This is a genomic window from Actinomadura meridiana (genome assembly GCF_039537545.1).
In the GTDB taxonomy this organism is placed as follows: domain Bacteria; phylum Actinomycetota; class Actinomycetes; order Streptosporangiales; family Streptosporangiaceae; genus Spirillospora; species Spirillospora meridiana.
Genome location: NZ_BAABAS010000006.1, coordinates 464,472 through 483,550 on the forward strand (window position 1 = coordinate 464,472; position 19,079 = coordinate 483,550).

Annotated in this window: 2 protein-coding genes (1 of these 2 only partly in view); both read left to right on the top strand. The window is 73.4% G+C overall.

Annotated features, from left to right (window positions below):
* Positions 1-10,800, top strand: coding sequence for an amino acid adenylation domain-containing protein (locus ABD808_RS15470; protein WP_344896579.1), 10,800 nt, complete (start codon positions 1-3; stop codon positions 10,798-10,800).
* A protein-coding gene (locus ABD808_RS15475) for an amino acid adenylation domain-containing protein (RefSeq protein ID WP_344896582.1) crosses the window boundary here: on the top strand, positions 10,797-19,079 show its 5' portion. The gene runs 1,587 nt beyond the window's last position; only the first 8,283 of its 9,870 coding nucleotides appear in the window; its start codon is at positions 10,797-10,799; its stop codon lies off the right edge, out of view. Before ABD808_RS15470 ends, ABD808_RS15475 begins: the two co-directional genes overlap by 4 nt.

Here is a 19,079-nt window from a genome sequence, read left to right on the forward strand (position 1 = left end):
ATGTCCGAACCGGCCACTCCAGGAGCGACCACCCTCGGTCTGACGGGGGCCCAGAAGGGGGTCTGGTACGCGCAACGTATCGACCCCGCCCATCCGGGCTTCAATGTCAGCCAGTACGTCGAGGTGAGCGGCCCGTTGGACACCGCCGCGTTCCGCGCGGCGGTCGCCCGCGCGCTCGGCGAGGTGGACGCGCTCGGCGTCCGCTTCACCGACGGGACGGGCGTGCCGTCGCAGATCCTGGGGGCGGGTCGGCCGTGGCGCGTCGAAATCGTCGACGTGCGCGGGGAGGCGGACCCGGCGGCGGCCGCGCACGCGTGGATGCGGGCGGACCTCGCCCGTCCCGCCGACCTCACCGGGGACGTCCTCGGAACGCAGGTGCTGTTCGAGGTCGGCCCGGACGAGCACCTGTGGTATCAGCGCTACCACCACCTGCTGACCGACGGCTACTCCGTCACGCTGATCACGCGTCGGGCGGCGGAGCTGTACAGCGCGGCGGTCGGTGGTGCGGAGGCGCCGCCGTGCCCTTTCCAGCCGTTGGGCGTGCTGCTGGACGAGGAGGCGGCCTACGCGGGGTCGGCGGAGCAGGCGGCCGACCGGGAGTTCTGGGCCGCGTACCGGGGGGCGGCGCCCGACCCGGTGTCGCTCAGCGGCGTTCCGCGTCCGGCCGCGCACACGTTCCTGCGGGAACGGGTCGCGGCGCCCGACGCGACGAACGCCGCCGTGATGGCCGCCGCGAAGGCGGGCGGCTCGACGTGGGCGGACCTCGTGACCGCCGCGTTCGCCGCGTACACGCACCGGGTCACGGGTGTGGACGACGTCGTCCTCGGCCTGCCCTTGATGGGACGGGTCGGCACCAGGTCCGCGCGTGTTCCCGCGATGATGGTCAACATCCTGCCGCTGGTCGTGCCCGTCCGGTCCGGTGGGACGCCAGGGGCGCTGGTCGCGGAGGCGGCGTCGGGGATCGCGCGGGTGCGGTCTCATCAGCGGTATCGCAGCGAGGAGCTTCAGCGCGATCTCGGACTCGTCGGCTCCGACCGGCGGCTGACCGGGCCGGGGCTGAACCTGAAGCCCTTCACGTATGAGCTGCGGTTCGGTCCCGCGACCGGACATGCCTTCAACCTCGCCGCCGGTCCCGTCGACGACCTGGAGGTCAGCGTCTACCAGCGGTCCGGGGCGCTGACGTTCGAGTTCGACGCCAACCCCGACGCGCACACGCCGGAGGCGCTGCGCGGTCACCGCGACCGCTTCCTGGGGTTCCTGCACGATTTCGCCGCCGCCCAGGACGCTCCGCTCGGCCGGTTGGACGTCGCGTTGCCGCACGAGCGCGCCCCGCTGACCGGGCCGGTGATCGACCCGCCCCGCGAGCCATTGACCCGGGTCTTCGAGCGGCAGGCGGCCCGTACCCCGGACGCCGTCGCACTCGTTGCCGCGTCGGGGAGCCTGACCTTCGGTGAGCTGGACGTGCGCGCGAACCGGCTGGCCCGGCTGTTGCGGAGCCGGGGCGCGGGGCCGGAGCGGATCGTCGCTGTCGCGTTGCCCCGTGATGCTGATCTCGTCGTCGCGTTGCTCGGTGTGTTGAAGTCGGGCGCCGCTTATCTCGTTGTCGACGCCGACCGTCCGGCCGCGCACATGGCCCGGGTGCTGGCGGAGGCCGACCCGATGTGTGTCATCGCGGACGGCTCGTTCTCGGCTCCGGCGGGCATTCCGGTCGTCCGGGCGGACGAGGGCGTCGCGTCTGAGGCTGGTCCGCTGCCGGACGCGCCCGGGCCCGAGCAGCTCGCGTATGTGCTCTACACCTCCGGGTCGACCGGGGAGCCCAAGGGCGTGGAGGTCACCCATCGTGGCCTGGTCAACCTGTTCGACGACCATCTGGGCACGGTCATGGCCGACGCCGCGCCGGACGGCGCGCGGCTGAGGGTCGCGCACACCTTCTCGTTCGCGTTCGACTCCTCCTGGGACTCGTTCCTCTATCTGTTCGCGGGCCACGAGCTGCACCTGGTCGGGGATGGGGAGGTCCGCGAACCGCTGACGTTGGCGTCCCGGGGCTACGACGTCCTGGACGTCACCCCGGCGATGGCGCTGGAACTGCTGGACGCGGGCCTGATCGACGACCCGGAGCGGCGGCCCCGGCTGCTGGTGTTCGGCGGCGACGCGGCCACGGCCGAGCTGTGGGCGCGGCTGCGCGACGTTCCCGGACTGCTCGCCCACAACTTCTACGGGCCGACCGAATACACCGTGGACGCGCTCGGCGCCCGCGTCGGCGACCATGAGCGTCCGTCCATCGGGACGCCGATCGCCGGGACCCGGGCCCAGGTGCTCGACGCCGCGCTGCGGCCCGTACCGCCGGGCGGCCTCGGCGAGCTGTACGTGTCCGGCCCCGGGCTCGCCCGTGGGTACCGGGGCCGCTTCGCCCTGACGGCGGAACGGTTCGTCGCGGACCCGTCCGGAGCGCCAGGCGACCGCATGTACCGGACGGGCGACCTGGTGCGCCGCACCGCCGACGGGACGCTGGAGTTCGCGGGCCGCGCCGACCGGCAGGTGAAGATCCGGGGGCATCGGGTCGAACCCGGCGAGGTGGAGGCCGCGCTCATCGGGGAGCCGGGCGTCGCCCGCGCGCTCGCCGTCGCGCGGGACGGACGTCTCGTCGCCTATGTGACCGGCGCCGGGCCCCTCGATCCGGACGGGTTGCGTGCGCGCGCCGCCGAACTGCTGCCCGCCGCGCTCGTCCCCGCCGCCGTCGTGGTGCTGGACGCGCTCCCGCTGACCGCCGGAGGCAAGATCGACCTCGGCGCGCTGCCCGACCCGGACTTCGCCGCGTCCGGACGCGCCCCCCGCACCGAGCGGGAGGAGGCGCTGTGCGGCGTGTTCGCGGACGTCCTCGGGCTCGGGTCGGTCGGCGCGGACGACGACTTCTTCGCGCTCGGCGGCGACAGCATCACCGCCATCCAGGTGGCCACGCGGGTCCGGCGGCACGGTCTGACGATCGCGGTCCGCGACATCTTCGACCACAAGACGGCCGCCGCCGTCGCGCTCGTCGCGTCCACGATCACGGAAGCGGAGCCTGTTGACCGGTCGGTGTCGTCAGCCTCGGACGCTCCGCTCGTCGACCTGGACGGCGCCGAGTTGGACGCGCTGCTCGCCCGCCACCCCGGCACGGTCGACGTGCTGCCGCTGTCCCCGCTCCAGGAGGGGCTGCTCTTTCACGCCGCGTACGCGCCGGACGAGGCCGACGTCTACACCTCGCTCGTCCACGTCGATCTGGACGGCGACCTGGACGCCGCCGCCCTCCGCGCAGCCATGACGGCGCTGCTGGCCAGGCATGACGGGCTCCGCGCCGGGTTCGTCCACGAGGGGCTCGACCGTCCGCTCCAACTCGTCGCGGCGGAGGCCACGCCGGACTGGCGGGAGGCCGACCTGTCCGCGCTCGGCGGGTTGGAGCGCGCGGCCCGGCTCGCCGCACTGGCTGAGGAGGAGCTGGCGTTCCGGTTCGATCCGGCCCGGCCGCCGCTGCTGCGCTGCCTGCTCGTCCGGACGGGTCCGCGCTCGCACCGCCTCATCGTGACGAGCCACCACCTGATCATGGACGGCTGGTCCACGCCGACGTTCCTGCGCGAGCTGATGGCCCTCTACCGGGGTGAGACCCTGCCCGAGGCCGTCCCGTACCGGTCGTATCTGGGGTGGCTCGCGGGCCGTGACACCACAGCGATGGCCACCGCTTGGCGGGACGCCCTCGCCGGACTGAACGAGCCGACCCTCCTCACCGCCGACACCGGCCGGGCCGCACCGGGACGGGCCGCCGAGCTGACGTGTCCGCTGCCGGGCGCCGAACTGGCCGCGTACGCGCGCCGCCACGGGCTCACCCTGAACACCGTCTTGCAGGGCGTGTGGTCGCTGGTCCTCGGTGGCCTCACCGGACGGACCGACGTGGTCTTCGGCACGACCGTGTCCGGGCGGCCGTCCGACCTCGACGGCGTCGAGCGGATGGTCGGGCTGTTCACCAACACCGTGCCGGTGCGGGTGCGGCTCGACCCGGAGCTGCCGCTTCCCTCTGCGCTCGCCTGTCTCCAGTCCGAGCAGGCCGCGCTCGTCGACCACGCCTACCTGGGGCTCGCGGAGATCCAGGCGGCGGCCGGGCCGGGCGGCACGCTGTTCGACACCCTCCTCGTTTTCGAGAACGATCCTGCGGGCGAGGATCTCAACGGGCAGTCCCGGGGGGTGTGGGGGGTCGTCCCCCCACAGGGAAAGGGGCCGGATGAACCGCAGGTCACCGGTGTTGGCTACAGCGGTTTCACCCACTACCCGCTCGCCCTGGTGGTGTTGCCGGGCGCTGATCTGAAGGCCGTCCTGGAGCATCGGCCGGAGTTGTTGCCCGCCGGGATGGTGGAGGCGGTCGCCGAACGCCTCCGCTCCGTCGTCGCGCAGCTCCTCGTCGATGACGGGCTCACCGCCGGACGCGCCGACCTCCTCACGCCGGGGGAGCGCGGCGACTTCGCGCAGGTGAACGCGACCGAACTGCCGGGAGACGTCCCGGACGTGCTGACCGCCTTCCACCGGCAGGTCGACGCCACCCCGGACGCGGTCGCCGTTGTCGCCGGAGCCGAGCGGCTGACGTTCGCCGAGCTGGACGACCGCGCGGCCCGGCTCGCCACCGTGCTCGCCGGACGCGGCACCGGGCCCGAACGCATCGTGGCGCTCGCGCTGCCGCGCACCGCCGATCTCGTCGTCGCGCTGTTCGCCGTCCTCAAGACGGGCGCCGCGTACCTGCCGCTCGACCTGGACCATCCCGCCGAACGGCTCCAGCTGACGATCGAGGACGCCGCGCCCGTCTGCGTCCTGACGGAGGCCGACCTGGTCCCGGCTGAGATCGCCGGGGCCGCGCCGCATCCGCGCGTCACGCCCGAGCCTGATCAGCTCGCCTATGTCATCTACACCTCCGGGTCGACCGGCCGCCCCAAGGGCGTGCTCGTCGGGCATAGGGGGCTGGGTGTGATGCTCGCCCACCACGGCTCCACGGTGTTCGCGCGGGCTGTTGAGGCCGCCGACGGGCGGAGGTTGCGGGCCGCGCACACCGCGTCGTTCGCGTTCGACTCGTCGTGGGAACAGCTGCTCTGGCTGATCTGCGGGCATGAACTGCACCTGTTCGACGACGTGACGCGCCGCGACCCGCAGGCGGTGGTGGCGGCCTGCGCAGACCAGGCCATCGACACTCTCGACGTCACCCCGTCGTTCGCGGTGGAACTGTTCGCGTGGGGGCTGCTGGAGAAGGCGCCCCCGCGCCTGCTGCTCCTCGGCGGCGAGGCGGTCGGCGAGCCGGTGTGGACGCGGCTGCGCGACGCGGACGGCGTCCTCGGCCACAACTTCTACGGCCCCACCGAATACACCGTGGACGCGCTCGGCGCCGACCTCGCCGCGTCCCCGGGGCCGGTCGTCGGCCGTCCCATCGCCCGGACCCGGATCCATGTGCTGGACGGTCTGCTCAGGCCCGTCCCGGAGGGTGTCGCGGGCGAGCTGTATCTCGCTGGCGACGGCATCGCGCGCGGCTATCTGAACCGGCCGGGACTTACGGCGGAACGGTTCGTCGCCGTCCCGTCCGGGCGGCCGGGCGAGCGGATGTACCGGACCGGTGATCTGGTCCGGCGGCTGTCCGGCGGGACGCTGGAGTTCCTCGGCCGCACCGACGACCAGGTCAAGATCCGCGGGTTCCGAGTGGAACCGGGCGAGACGGGGGCCGCGCTCGCCGCGCTGCCGGGCGTCGTCCGCGCCGCCGTCGTGGTCCGCGACGGGCGGCTCGTCGGCTACGTGGCCCCCGAGTGGCTCGACGGCGCCGCGCTGCGGGACGCGCTGACGAAAACCCTGCCGGGGCACCTCGTCCCGGCCGCCGTGGTCGTACTGCCCGAACTGCCGCTGAACGTGAACGGCAAGCTCGACCGCGCCGCGTTGCCCGAGCCGTCCGCCGTCGCGACGGCGGGGGAGCGGGTGGCGCGGGACGCGCGTGAGGAACTGGTCGCCGCGGCCTTCACCGACGTGCTCGGCGTCCCGGCAGGTCCGGACGACGACTTCTTCGCGCTCGGCGGCCACTCGCTGCTCGCCACCCGCCTCGTCGGCCGGATCCGCGCGCTGCTCGGTACCGACGTGGCCATCCGTGACCTCTTCGACGCCCCCACCCCGGCGGGTCTGATCCGGCGGGCGGCGGGGCCGTCCACCCGGCCCGCCCTCGTGCCCGCAGCGCGGCCGCTCCCGGAGCGGGTGCCGCTGTCGGCGGCGCAGGCGCGGCTCTGGTTCCTGCACCGCCTGGACGAGACGGACACCGCCTACACCATCCCGTTCGCCATCCGCATCGACGGCGACCTGGACGTGGCCGCCCTAGGTGCCGCCTGGGACGATCTGGTCGAGCGGCACGAGATCCTGCGGACCGTCTACCCCGACGTGGACGGCGTCCCCTACCAGGAGGTGCTGCCAGCCGGGCCGATGCTCCGGATCGCCGATGCTGATCTGGAGGACGTGCCCGCACTCGTCGACGCGGCCCAGGCGACCCGGTTCACTCTGACGACCGACCCCCCGGTGCGGAGCGTGCTGTACCGGCTGGGCGACGGGACGTCCTCCTGGCTACTCTCGGTGGCGCTCCACCACATCGCGGGCGACCAGTGGTCCGAGGACGTGCTGATCCGCGACCTCGACACCGCCTACCGCGCCCGCACCACGGGCCGGGCACCGGACTTCGCGCCGCTGCCCGTCACCTACCGCGACTACACGATGTGGCAGTCCGGCCTACTGGCAGGGCCGGAGGGTGAACGGCAGGCCGCGTTCTGGCGGGCGAGGCTTGCCGGGCTGCCCGAGGAGATCGCGTTGCCCGCCGACCGTCCCCGTCCCGCGCGGCCGGACGGGGCGGGCGACGCGGTCCAGGTCACGCTGCCCGACGGCCTGCACCGCGACGTCGCACGGCTTGCGCGCGCCACCGGGGCGACGCCGTTCATGGTCTGGCAGGCGGTCGCGGCCGTCCTGCTGGGACGGCTCGGCGGCGGCTCCGACATCCCCCTCGGAGTGCCGGTCACGGGCCGGTCCGACGCCGTGCTGGACGACGTCGCGGGCCTGTTCGTCAACACGGTGGTCCTGCGGGTCGGCCTGACCGAGGACGCCTCGTTCGCCGACCTGGTGGGACGGGTGCGCGCCGAGCAGCTCGCCCTGCTCGACCACCGCGACCTGCCGTTCGAGCGGCTCGTCGAGATCGCCGACCACGAGCGCGTCACCGGCCGCAACCCGCTGTTCCAGGTGATGGTGCTGCACCACCGCGACACCGGCGACGACGGTGCGGTGTTCGGGCTTCACACGGCCTTGGAGGACGGCGCGTACTCCACAGCCCGCTTCGACCTGGCGTTCTCCGTCCGGGAGCGGGACGACGGCACCGACCTGACCCTCATCTACGCCACGTCGCGGTTCGAGGCGTCGACCGTCCAGGCCGTCGCCGAACGGTTCGAGACGCTGGCCGGACGGCTCGTCGCCGACCCGGACGCGCCGCTGTCCGCCGCCGACGCGCTGACCCCCGCCGAACGGGCCCTGATCGACGGCGCGTGGAACGACACGCGCCATGACGTCCCGGACGGCACCCTCACCGACCGGCTGGAGGCGCAGGCCGCCCGTACCCCCGACGCGCCCGCCGTCCTGTTCGAGGACGAGACCCTCACCTACGCCGACCTCCACGCCCGCGCCGACGCCCTCGCCGCCGAGCTGCGCGCACGCGGCGTCGGGCCGGACCGGGTCGTCGCGGTCGCCCTGCCCCGCTCCACCCGTCTCATGACGGCGTTGCTGGCCGTGCTCAAGTCAGGTGCCGCGTATCTGCCGCTCGACCTCGACGACCCGCCCGCCCGCCGCGCCGGTCTCGTCGGTGACGCGGACGCCGTCGCGCTCCTCGCCGACGACCCCGGCGGCCTGGACGGCTTCGCGCCGGGCGGCGTGCCCGGGTTGTTCGTGCGGGACGCTTCGCCCGCCGCGCCGGGGCGGGCGCGGCCCGATGACGCCGCCTACGTGATCTTCACGTCGGGTTCGACGGGGCGGCCCAAGGGTGTGGTCGTGTCGCACCGGGCGATCGTCAACCGGCTCGCCTGGATGCAGGCCGAGTACGGGCTGCTCGCCGACGACCGCGTGCTTCAGAAGACGCCCGCGACGTTCGACGTGTCGGTGTGGGAGTTCTTCTGGGCCCTGTGCGAGGGCGCGTCGGTCGTTCTCGCCGAACCCGGCGGGCACCGCGACCCCGGATACCTCGCCGGGCTGATCCGCGGCCGCGACGTGACGACCGTGCATTTCGTCCCGTCGATGCTGAAGGCGTTCCTCACCGACCCGGACGTGCCGCGCTGCCGGAGCCTGCGCCGTGTCTTCACCAGCGGCGAGGCGCTGCCCGCCGACACGGCCGCCGCGACGCGCGCCGTCCTGCCGGTGCCGCTGCACAACCTGTACGGGCCGACCGAGGCGGCCGTGGACGTCACCCACTGGGAGTACCGGCCGGGGGCGGCGACGATCCCGATCGGCGCGCCCGTGTGGAACACCCGGGTGCGCGTGCTCGACGCGCGGCTGCGTCCCGTGCCCGTGGGCGTGCCCGGCGAGCTGTATCTGGCGGGCGTCCAGCTCGCGCGCGGCTACCTGAACCGGGCCGGGCTCACCGCGGAGAGGTTCGTCGCCGACACGTCCGGGGCGCCGGGCGACCGGATGTACCGGACGGGCGACCTGGTGCGGTGGAACTCTGACGGTCACTTGGAGTACCTCGGCCGCACCGACCACCAGGTCAAGCTGCGCGGACTGCGCATCGAGCCCGGCGAGATCGAGGCGGCGCTGCGCGCGCTGCCCGAGGTGGGAGACGTCGCGGTCGTCGTCCGGCATGACGGCCCCGGCAGCGGCAGGCTGGTCGCCTACCTCACACCGGACGGGCTCGACGTCGCCGGACTACGCGCCGCGCTGGCCGAACGGCTGCCCGCGCACCTGGTGCCGGACGACTTCGTGCCCCTCGCCGAGTTCCCGCTGACGTCCAGCGGGAAGCTCGACCGCAAGGCCCTCCCCGCCCCCGTGCGCCGTACCCGTTCGCGTGCCCGCCCGGAGCGCCCCGCCCGTCCAGAGCCGGTCGCCGATGACCGGACGGCGCTGCTCGCGGGCGTGTTCGCCGAGGTGCTCGGCCTGGACGAGGTCGCCGCCGACCAGGACTTCTTCGGGCTGGGCGGCGACAGCATCCTGTCCATCCAGGTCGTCGCCAGGGCTCGCAAGGCCGGGCTGCGCATCAAACCCCAGGATGTCTTCGAGCACCGCACGCCCGCCGCGCTCGCCACGGTCGCGCGTCGCGAGGAGTCTCAGCGCGAAGAAGGCGCGGCCCTCGCCCCGGTCGGGTCGCTGCCGCCGCTGCCCGTGATGCATTGGTTCGCCGACTTCGGCGGGCCGATCGGCCGGTTCCACCAAGCGGTGCTGCTGCGCACGCCGATGCGGGCGGACGCCGCGTCGCTGACCAGCGCCGTGCGGAGCCTCGTGGACCGTCACGACGCACTGCGCCTCCGGCTCGACACGTCCAGCGGAGTCTGGGCTCTCACCGTGACCGCGCCCGGCACCGTGCCAGTGCACGTTCGGCGGGTGGACGCCGCCGGGGCCGACCTCGACGCGCTCGTCGCGGCGGAATCGGAGGCCGCTGCCGACCGGCTCGACCCGGAAGCCGGGGAGGTCGTGCAGGCCGCCTTCTTCGACACCGGACCCGGGACCGCCGGGCGGCTGTTGCTCTGCGTCCACCACCTGGCCGTTGACGCCGTGTCGTGGCGGACGCTCCTGCCCGACCTGCGTGCCGCGTGGGAGGCCGCGATCTCCGACGAGCCTGTCCCGCCGCCGCCCACCGGCGGGACGTCCCTGCGGGCGTGGGCGCACCGGCTGTTGGCCGAGGCCCACGATGGGGCCCGGGTGGCGGAACTCCCGTACTGGAAGAGCCTCGCCGCACCGGACGCCCCGCTCACCTCGCGGCTCCCGGACCCGTCCACCGACACGGCGGCCACCCAGGAGAGCCTTGTTGTCACCGTGCCCGAAGAGGAGGCGCAGGCGCTTCTCGGTGAGCTGCCGCGTCTCTACCACTGCGGCGCCGAGGACGTCCTGCTCGCCGGGTTGGCCATGGCCGTCGTGCGATGGCGGCCGGGCGACCCGTGGCTGCTCGTCGATCTCGAAGGGCACGGACGGCATCTGCTCGACGGCACCGACCCGTCCCGCACGGTCGGCTGGTTCACGACCGTCCACCCGGTGAGGCTCGACCTCGGCGGCCTCGCCCCGGACGCCACCGGCGACCTGCTCAAGACGGTCAAGGAACAGGTGCGCGCCGCCTCCGACCACGGCTTCGGCCACGGCCTGCTCCGCCACCTCAACGCGCGGACGGCCCGCGAACTGGCGGACGCGGCCCGTCCGCAGATCCTCTTCAACTACCGGGGCCGCGTCGACGGCGCAGGCACCGGCACCGGTGGGGACGAGCACTGGCCGCACGCCGCCGAGTCCGAGTCGTTGTCCCGGGCACCGCACCCCGACCTGCCCGCCCCCTATCCGCTGGAGATCGGCGCCGAGGCACCGTCCGGCGCCGGGCTGCGTCTGGAGCTGACCTGGCCGTCCCGCCTGCTCGACCGCGACGCCGCCGCCCGGCTCGGCGCGGGCTGGCAGGCGGCCCTCGCCGCCCTCGCCCGCCATGCCGCCGATCCCGCCGCGGGCGGCCGCACCCCGTCCGACCTGCCGATGGTGTCGCTGCCGCAGCGGCAGATCGACCGGCTGGAATCCCTGCTGAGGAGCCGACGCACGTGACCGAGGAATCGCCCGGACCCCTGCTGGAGGACGTCCTCCCGCTGTCGCCGCTCCAGCGCGGCCTGCTGTTCCACGCCCTGTACGACGACGCCGAACACGACGTCTACACCGTCCAGGCCCATCTGGACTTCGCCGGGACGGTCGACACGGCGCGCCTCGAAGACGCCGTCGCCGCGCTGCTGCGCCGCCACCCGAACCTGCGGGCCGGGTTCTGGTTCGAGGACCTCGACGAGCCCGTGCAGTTCGTCCCCGCCGACATCGGCACCCCGTTCACCGCGACCACCGAACCCGACCTGGACGCCGTGCTGGAACGCGAGTGGGCCACCCCGTTCGACGTGACCGGCCCGCCGCTGATCCGGTTCGCGCTCGCCTCCGCCGACCCGTCGCGGCACCGGCTCGTCGTGACCGCGCACCACCTGCTCATCGACGGCTGGTCGATCCCGGTGCTGCTGCGCGAGCTGTTCGCCTGCTACGACGGGACGCCGCCGCCCCCGGCCCGCCCGTTCCGCGACCACCTGCTGTGGCTGGGCGAACAGGACCCGGGCAAGGCGGCGCAGGCATGGCGGGAGGCGCTTCGCGGGCTGCCCGGGCCGGTCCTCATCGACTCCGCCAACGCCGGTGGGGAGCTGTGCGAACTGCCCGCCGATCTTCCGGACGGGACGGCCGCCGCGCTCACCGCCGCAGCCGCGCGTGCCGGAGTGACCGTGAACACCGTCGTCCAGGTCGCGTGGGGGCTCACCGTCGGCGCGCTCGCCGGGACGTCCGACGTCGTGTTCGGCGCGACGGTCGCCGGGCGGCCCGCCGACCTGGACGGCGTCGAGGACATGATCGGCCTGTTCATCAACACCGTGCCCGTCCGGGTGCGGCCCGCCCGGCCGGGCGACACGTTCGGCGACCTGGCGCGCGCCGTCCAGGACGAACAGGTCCGGCTGCTCGACCACCACTACCTCGGCCTCGCCGACATCCGCCGCGCCGCCGACGTCCCCGGCACCGGCCCGCTGTTCGACACGCTGCTGGCGTTCGAGAACTACCTGGGCGACGCCTCCACGCTCACCGCCGCCGGGCTCACGCGCACCGGGCTCGGCGCCCGCGACGCCACGCATTTCCCGCTCGCGCTCACCGTCCAGCCGGGGGACGGCACGCTGGGCCTGATCCTCGCGCACCGCACCGGTGCCGTCGACGAGCCGCTCGCCGCGCTCCTCGCCGACCGCCTCACGCTCCTGCTGCGCCACTTCGCCGCCGACCCGGACGGGGCCGTCCCCGCGCTGCCCGCGCTCGGCGAACCCGTCGCGCCGATCACCCTCCCGGACGTCGTGGCGGCGCCGTACCGGACGCCCGCGCAAGGACGCGAGGCGGTGCTCGCGGAGCTGTTCGCGGACGTCCTCGACGAGCCCGACATCGGCGCCGGCGACGACTTCTTCGCGCTCGGCGGCGACAGCATCGTGTCCATCACGCTCGTCGGGCGGGCCCGCGCCGCCGGGCTGAACCTGACCACGCGGCAGGTGTTCGAGCTGCGCACCGTCGCAGCCCTCGCCGAGGCCGTCACCGCCATGGACGACGACCCGGACACGGCCGCGCCCGCCGACCGTCCCCTGGTCGAGCTGACCGCCGCCGAACGGGCTCTCCTCCGCCCGGACGCCGAAGACGTGCTGCCGCTGTCGCCGCTCCAGGCCGGGCTGCTGTTCGAGTCCACCTACGACACGTCGGGCCGCGACCTCTACGTCACCCAGCTCGTCGTGGACGTGCGCCGCCCCCTCGACGCCGCCGCGCTGCGCGCCGCCGGGGACGCCTTCCTCGCCCGGCACGCCAACCTGCGTGCGGGTTTCGTGCAGGACGGGCTCAGCCGTCCCGTCCAGGTCGTGGCGCCCGCCATGCCGATGCCGTTCCGCGAGGTCGACCTGCGCGGTCAGGGCCCCGAGGCGCTCGACGCGCTCATGGACGCCGACCAGGCCGAACGCTTCGACCTCACCGAACCGCCGCTGATCCGCCTGACGGCCGTGCGGCTCGCCGACGACCGGCAGCGGATCATCGTCACGCACCACACGCTGCTGTGGGACGGCTGGTCGTCCGGCCTCGTCGTGCGGGAACTGCTCGACCTCGCCCGCGAACCTGACGCCGTCCCGCCGACCGTCCCGTTCCGCCAGTACCTGGAATGGCTCGACGGCCGCGACACCGCCGACAGCGCCCGCGCCTGGGCCGCCACCCTCGACGGCGTCACCGAACCGACCCTCGTCGCGCCCGGCCACACGCTGCGCGGCGCCGCCCTGCCCGGCATGGTCCTCACCCGGGTCGACGACGACCTCGCCGCGCGGCTCGGCGACTTCGGCCGCCGCCACGGCCTCACCCTCAACACCCTCGTCGGCGGCGTGTGGAGCCTGCTGCTGGCGTCCCTCACCGGCCGCGACGACGTCGTGTACGGCGCGACGGTCTCCGGCCGTCCCGCCGAGATCCCCGGCATCGAGAACACCATCGGCCTGTTCCTCAACACCGTGCCGGTCCGGGTGCGGCCGCGTCCCGACGAGACGCTGCTCGACTTCCTGACCCGGTCACAGGCCGAGCAGGCGACGCTGCTGCCGCATCACCATGTCAGCCTCGCCGAGATCCAGCGCGCGGCCGGGACGCCGCAACTGTTCGACACGTTGCAGGTCGTCCGGAACACCCCCGTCGACGACACCGCCCGGGACCGGCTCACCGAGCACTTCGGCATCGACGAGGTCGACATCCTCGACGCCACCCACTTCCCGCTGTCGTTCACCACCAACGTCGCGGGCGAACTGTCGTTCGAATGGAAGTACCGGCAGGACGTCTACGAACGCGCCGACGTTGAAGCGATGTCGGCGCGCGTGATCGGCCTGCTCGAACGGCTCGTCGACGCACCCGGCACACGGCTCGCCGCACTGGACGTCCTCACCTCGGACGAACGGGCGACCGTCCTGGAGCGCTGGAACACGACCGAGCGTCCGCTGCCGGACGTGACGATCGCGGATCTGTTGGAGGAGCAGGCGGTGCGGACGCCGGGTGTGACGGCGTTGGTGTTTGGTGCTGAGCGTGTGTCGTATGGGGAGTTGTCGTCTCGGGTGAATCGTTTGGCGCGGTTGTTGATCGCGCGTGGTGCGGGTCCGGAGTCGGTGGTGGCGTTGGGGTTGCCGCGTTCGGCTGACATGGTGGCGGCGTTGTTCGCGGTGTTGCGGACGGGCGCGGCCTATCTGCCGTTGGAGCTTGATTACCCGGCCGAGCGGCTCGCGTTCATGGTGGACGACGCCGGGCCGGTGTGTCTGGTGACGACCGCTGCGGTGGCGCCGACGCTCCCGGGGGCTCCGCAGGTGGTCGTCCTGGACGATCCGGAGACGGTGGCTGAGTTGGCGGGGTTGTCGGATGGTCCGGTCATGGTGGAGGTGGGTTTGGATTGTCCGGCGTATGTGATTTATACGTCGGGTTCGACGGGGCGTCCGAAGGGTGTGGTGACGCCGTATCGGGGTTTGACGAATATGCAGTTCAATCATCGGGAGGCGATTTTCGCTCCGGTGGTGGAGGTTGAGGGTGGGCGTCGGCTGCGGATCGCGCATACGGTGTCGTTCTCGTTCGACATGTCGTGGGAAGAGCTGTTGTGGCTGGTCGAAGGCCATGAGGTGCATGTCCTGGACGAGGAAGTGCGTCGTGATGCGGATGCGCTGACCGGGTACTGCGCCGAGCATCGCATCGACGTCATCAACATCACGCCGTCCTACGCGCAGGAACTCATCGACTTCGGGTTGCTGGACGCCGCCCGGCATCGGCCGCCGCTCGTCCTGCTCGGCGGCGAGGCCGTCCCCGAGGCGTTGTGGACGACCCTGCGCGACACGGACGGCGTGCTCGGCTACAACCTGTACGGGCCGACCGAATACACGATCAACACGCTCGGCGGTGGCACCACCGACAGCGCCACGTCCACGGTCGGACGTCCGATCTGGAACACCAAGGCGCTCGTTCTCGACCCCTGGCTGCGTCCCGCCCCGGTCGGAACGCCCGGTGAGCTTTACATCGCCGGGATCGGGATGGCGCGCGGCTACCTCAACCGCCCCGGCCTGACCGCTGAACGGTTCGTCGCCGACCCGTTCGGGAGGCCGGGCGAGCGGATGTACCGCACCGGCGACCTCGTCCGCTGGCGCTCCGACGGGCTCATCGACTACCTCGGCCGCACCGACGACCAGATCAAGATCCGTGGGTACCGCGTCGAGCTGGGCGAGATCGAGGACGCGCTGACCCGCAACCCCGAGGTCGCGCAGGCCGCCGTCGTCGTCCGCGAGACCGGCGAGACCAAACGCCTGGTCGGCTACGTCGTCCCCGCGCCCACCGGCGACGACGGCGCGGGCGACCTCGACCAGGTCGGCGAGTGGCGCGAGGTGTACGACGCCCAGTACGGGCAGGGCCCGGCCGACGCGTTCGGCGCGGACTTCGTCGGCTGGACGTCCAGCTACGACGGCGCGCCGATCCCCGTGGACGAGATGCGCGAATGGCGCGACACCACCGTCGCCGCGATCCGCGCGCTGCGCCCGCGCCGCGTCCTCGAACTGGGCGTCGGGACCGGGCTGCTGATGTCCCGGCTCGCGCCGGACGCCGAGGACTACTGGGCGACCGACCTGTCCGCCCCGCTCATCGAGACGCTGCGCGGCCAGGTCGCGGCGGAGCCGTCCCTCGCCGGACGGGTCACGCTCCGCGCCGCGCCCGCCCACGACCTCACCGGCCTGCCGCGCGGCCACTTCGACACGATCGTGCTGAACTCCGTCGCGCAGTACTTCCCCAGCGCCGCCTACCTCACCGACGTCCTGCGCGGCGCGCTCGACCTGCTCGCACCCGGCGGCGCGATCTTCGTGGGCGACCTGCGGAACCTGCGCGGCGCCCGCTGCTTCCACACCGCGATCCAGCTCGCCCGGGTCGGGGCGGGCGCGGAGGCCCCCGCCCTGCGCGCCGCCGCCGACCGCGCGCTGCTGCTGGAGAAGGAACTCCTTGTCGACCCGGCCTTCGCCGCGACGCTGGACCTGCCGGGAGTCACCGGCGTGGACGTGCGGGTACGGCGCGGACGGGCCCGCAACGAGCTGACCCGGCACCGGTTCGACGCCGTCCTGCACACTGGACCCGTCACCGACGTGTCCGCGCTGCCCGCGCTCGCCTGGGCGGCGGACGTCCGCGACATCGACGACTTGGCCGGACGGCTCGCCACCGGCGCGGCGCCGGTCCGCGTCACGAACGTGCCGAACGCCCGAATGGTCGGGGAGAGCGCCGCACGCCGAGCCCTCGCCGACGACGCGACGGCCGCCGCCGCGCTCCGCGCCCTCAGCGCGCCCGGCGGCGTCGACCCCGAGGACCTGCACGACCTCGGCGACCGCCACGGCCTGCGGACCGTCGTGACCTGGGGCGACGCCGACGACACCCTGGACGCCCTGTTCCTGCCCGCCGTCCCGCCCGTCGGCGCCGGGCCGCTCGGCGGCGTCCGGACCGCCGCCGCGCCGCCCGTCCCCACCAACGAGCCCAGCCGGTCCCGGGCCGCCGGGACGCTGCCCGCGCTGCTGCGCGACCGGCTGCGCGCCGCCCTGCCCGAGCACATGATCCCCGCGACGATCATGGCGCTGGACCGGCTGCCGCTCACCACCAACGGCAAGCTGGACCGCCGCGCCCTGCCCGCCCCCGACACCGGCGCCGCGTCCGGCGGACGTCCACCCGCCACGCCCGAGGAGGAGGCGCTGTGCCGCCTGGCCGCCGAGGTGCTCGGCGTGCCGTCCGTCGGCGCCGACGACGACTTCTTCGCGCTAGGCGGGCACTCGCTGCTCGCCACCCGGCTCATCACCAAGGCGCGGGCCGCGCTCGGCGTGCAGCTCGCCATCCGCGACCTGTTCGAGGAACGCACCGTCGCCGGGCTCGCCTCCCGCGCCGCGCCCGCCGTCCGCGACGACGCCCGTCCGGACCTGGTCCCGCGCCCCCGGCCCGGCCGCATCCCGCTGTCGTACGCGCAGCGCAGGCTGTGGTTCCTGCACCAACTCGGCGACGGGACGGCCGCCTACAACATCCCGGTCGTGCTCCGGCTCGACGGAGACCTCGACCTGGACGTGCTGCGCGCCGCGGTCGGCGACGTGATGACCCGGCACGAGACCCTCCGCACGGTGTACGCGGAGCACGACGGCGTCCCCTACCAGCGGATCCTGGACGACGCCGAAACCGTGCTGGAAATCGCCGACGTCACCGAGGAGCAGGTCCGCGCCGAGGTTGACGCCGCCGTCCAGTACCGGTTCGCGCTCGACCGCGAGGCCCCGCTGCGGACCCGCGTGCTGCGGCTCGGACCCGGCCACCAGGTCGTGGTGTTCCTGTTCCACCACATCGCCGGGGACGAATGGTCGGTTCGCGGCTTCCTTGACGACCTGACCGCCGCGTACGAGGCCCGCCGCGACGGCCGCGCCCCAGACTGGGCGCCGCTGCCCGTCCAGTACGCCGACTACACGCTCTGGCAGGCCGACCTGCTCGGCGACCCCGCCGACCCGGAGAGCCTTCTCGGGCGGCAGGCCGCGTTCTGGAAGGACGTCCTCGACGGCGTCCCCGAGGAGCTGGCGCTGCCCGCCGACAGGCCCCGGCCCGCCGTCGCCCGCTACCGGGGCGGGACCGTCGAGCGGGTGCTGCCCGCCCCTGTCGCCGCGCGGGTCCTGGAGCTCGCCGCGAGCACCGGCGCCACCACGTTCATGGTGATGCAGGCCGCCGTCGGCGCGCTGCTGCACCGGCTCGGCGCGGGCGACGACGTCCCGCTCGGCAGCCCCTCCGCCGGACGCGACGACGACGCCCTCCAGAACCTCGTCGGGTTCTTCGTCAACACGCTGGTGCTGCGCGTCGACGTGTCCGGTGACCCGACGTTCGCCGAACTCGTCGACCGGGTGAAGAAGTTCGACCTGGCCGCGTTCGCGAACCGGGACATGCCGTTCGAACGGCTCGTGGAGGCCCTCAACCCGCCGCGCTCACCCGCTCGGCACCCGCTGTTCCAGGTCATGCTCGGCTACCGCAACATCCCGGCCGACGGCGGTGAGGGCCTCTTCGACCTGCCGACCACGGCCGAGCCGTACGGCACCGCCGCCGCCAAGTTCGACCTGGACTTCAACGTCATCGAGTACACGGGCGGCGAAGGCATCGAGTTCGAGCTGGAGTACGCCGCCGACCTCTTCGACGAGTCCACGGCCCACCTGCTCCTCGCCCGCCTCGAAGCGCTCCTCGACCAGGTCACCGCCGACCCGGCCCGCCCGGTGGGCGACGTCGACCTGGCGACCACCGCCGAAACCAACCTCATCGCCGGATGGAACGCCACGGCGCGCCCGGTGCCGGACGTGACGATCGCGGATCTGTTGGAGGAGCAGGCGGTGCGGACGCCGGGTGTGACGGCGTTGGTGTTTGGTGCTGAGCGTGTGTCGTATGGGGAGTTGTCGTCTCGGGTGAATCGTTTGGCGCGGTTGTTGATCGCGCGTGGTGCGGGTCCGGAGTCGGTGGTGGCGTTGGGGTTGCCGCGTTCGGCTGACATGGTGGCGGCGTTGTTCGCGGTGTTGCGGACGGGCGCGGCCTATCTGCCGTTGGAGCTTGATTACCCGGCCGAGCGGCTCGCCTTCATGATGGAGGACGCCCGGCCGCTGTGCCTGGTCACCACCCGAGCCTTGGAAGACGTGCTGCCGAAGGCGGCGCAGACCGTTGTGCTGGACGATCCGGAGACGGTGGCTGAGTTGGCGGGGTTGTCGGATGGTCCGGTCATGGTGGAGGTGGGTTTGGATTGTCCGGCGTATGTGATTTATACGTCGGGTTCGACGGGGCGTCCGAAGGGTGTGGTGACGCCGTATCGGGGTTTGACGAATATGCAGTTCAATCATCGGGAGGCGATTTTCGCTCCGGTGGTGGAGGCTGAGGGTGGGCGTCGGCTGCGGATCGCGCATACGGTGTCGTTCTCGTTCGACATGTCGTGGGAAGAGCTGTTGTGGCTGGTCGAAGGCCATGAGGTGCATGTCCTGGACGAGGAGGTACGGCGCGACGCCGACGCTCTGACCGGGTACTGCGCCGAGCATCGCATCGACGTCATCAACATCACCCCGTCCTACGCTCGGGAACTGCTGGATCGCGGGCTGCTCGACGACCCCAGGCCCCCGCTCGTCCTCCTCGGCGGAGAAGCCGTTCCGGAGACCCTCTGGACGGAGCTGCGGGAAGCCGACCGCGTCCTCGGCTACAACCTGTACGGGCCTACCGAATACACGATCAACACCCTTGGCGGCGGCACCACCGAC

What these genes read in the sequence shown, in the direction of transcription:
- ABD808_RS15470 (WP_344896579.1), top strand. Translation starts at nt 1, where the DNA reads ATGTCCGAACCGGCCACTCCAGGAGCGACCACCCTCGGTCTGACGGGG.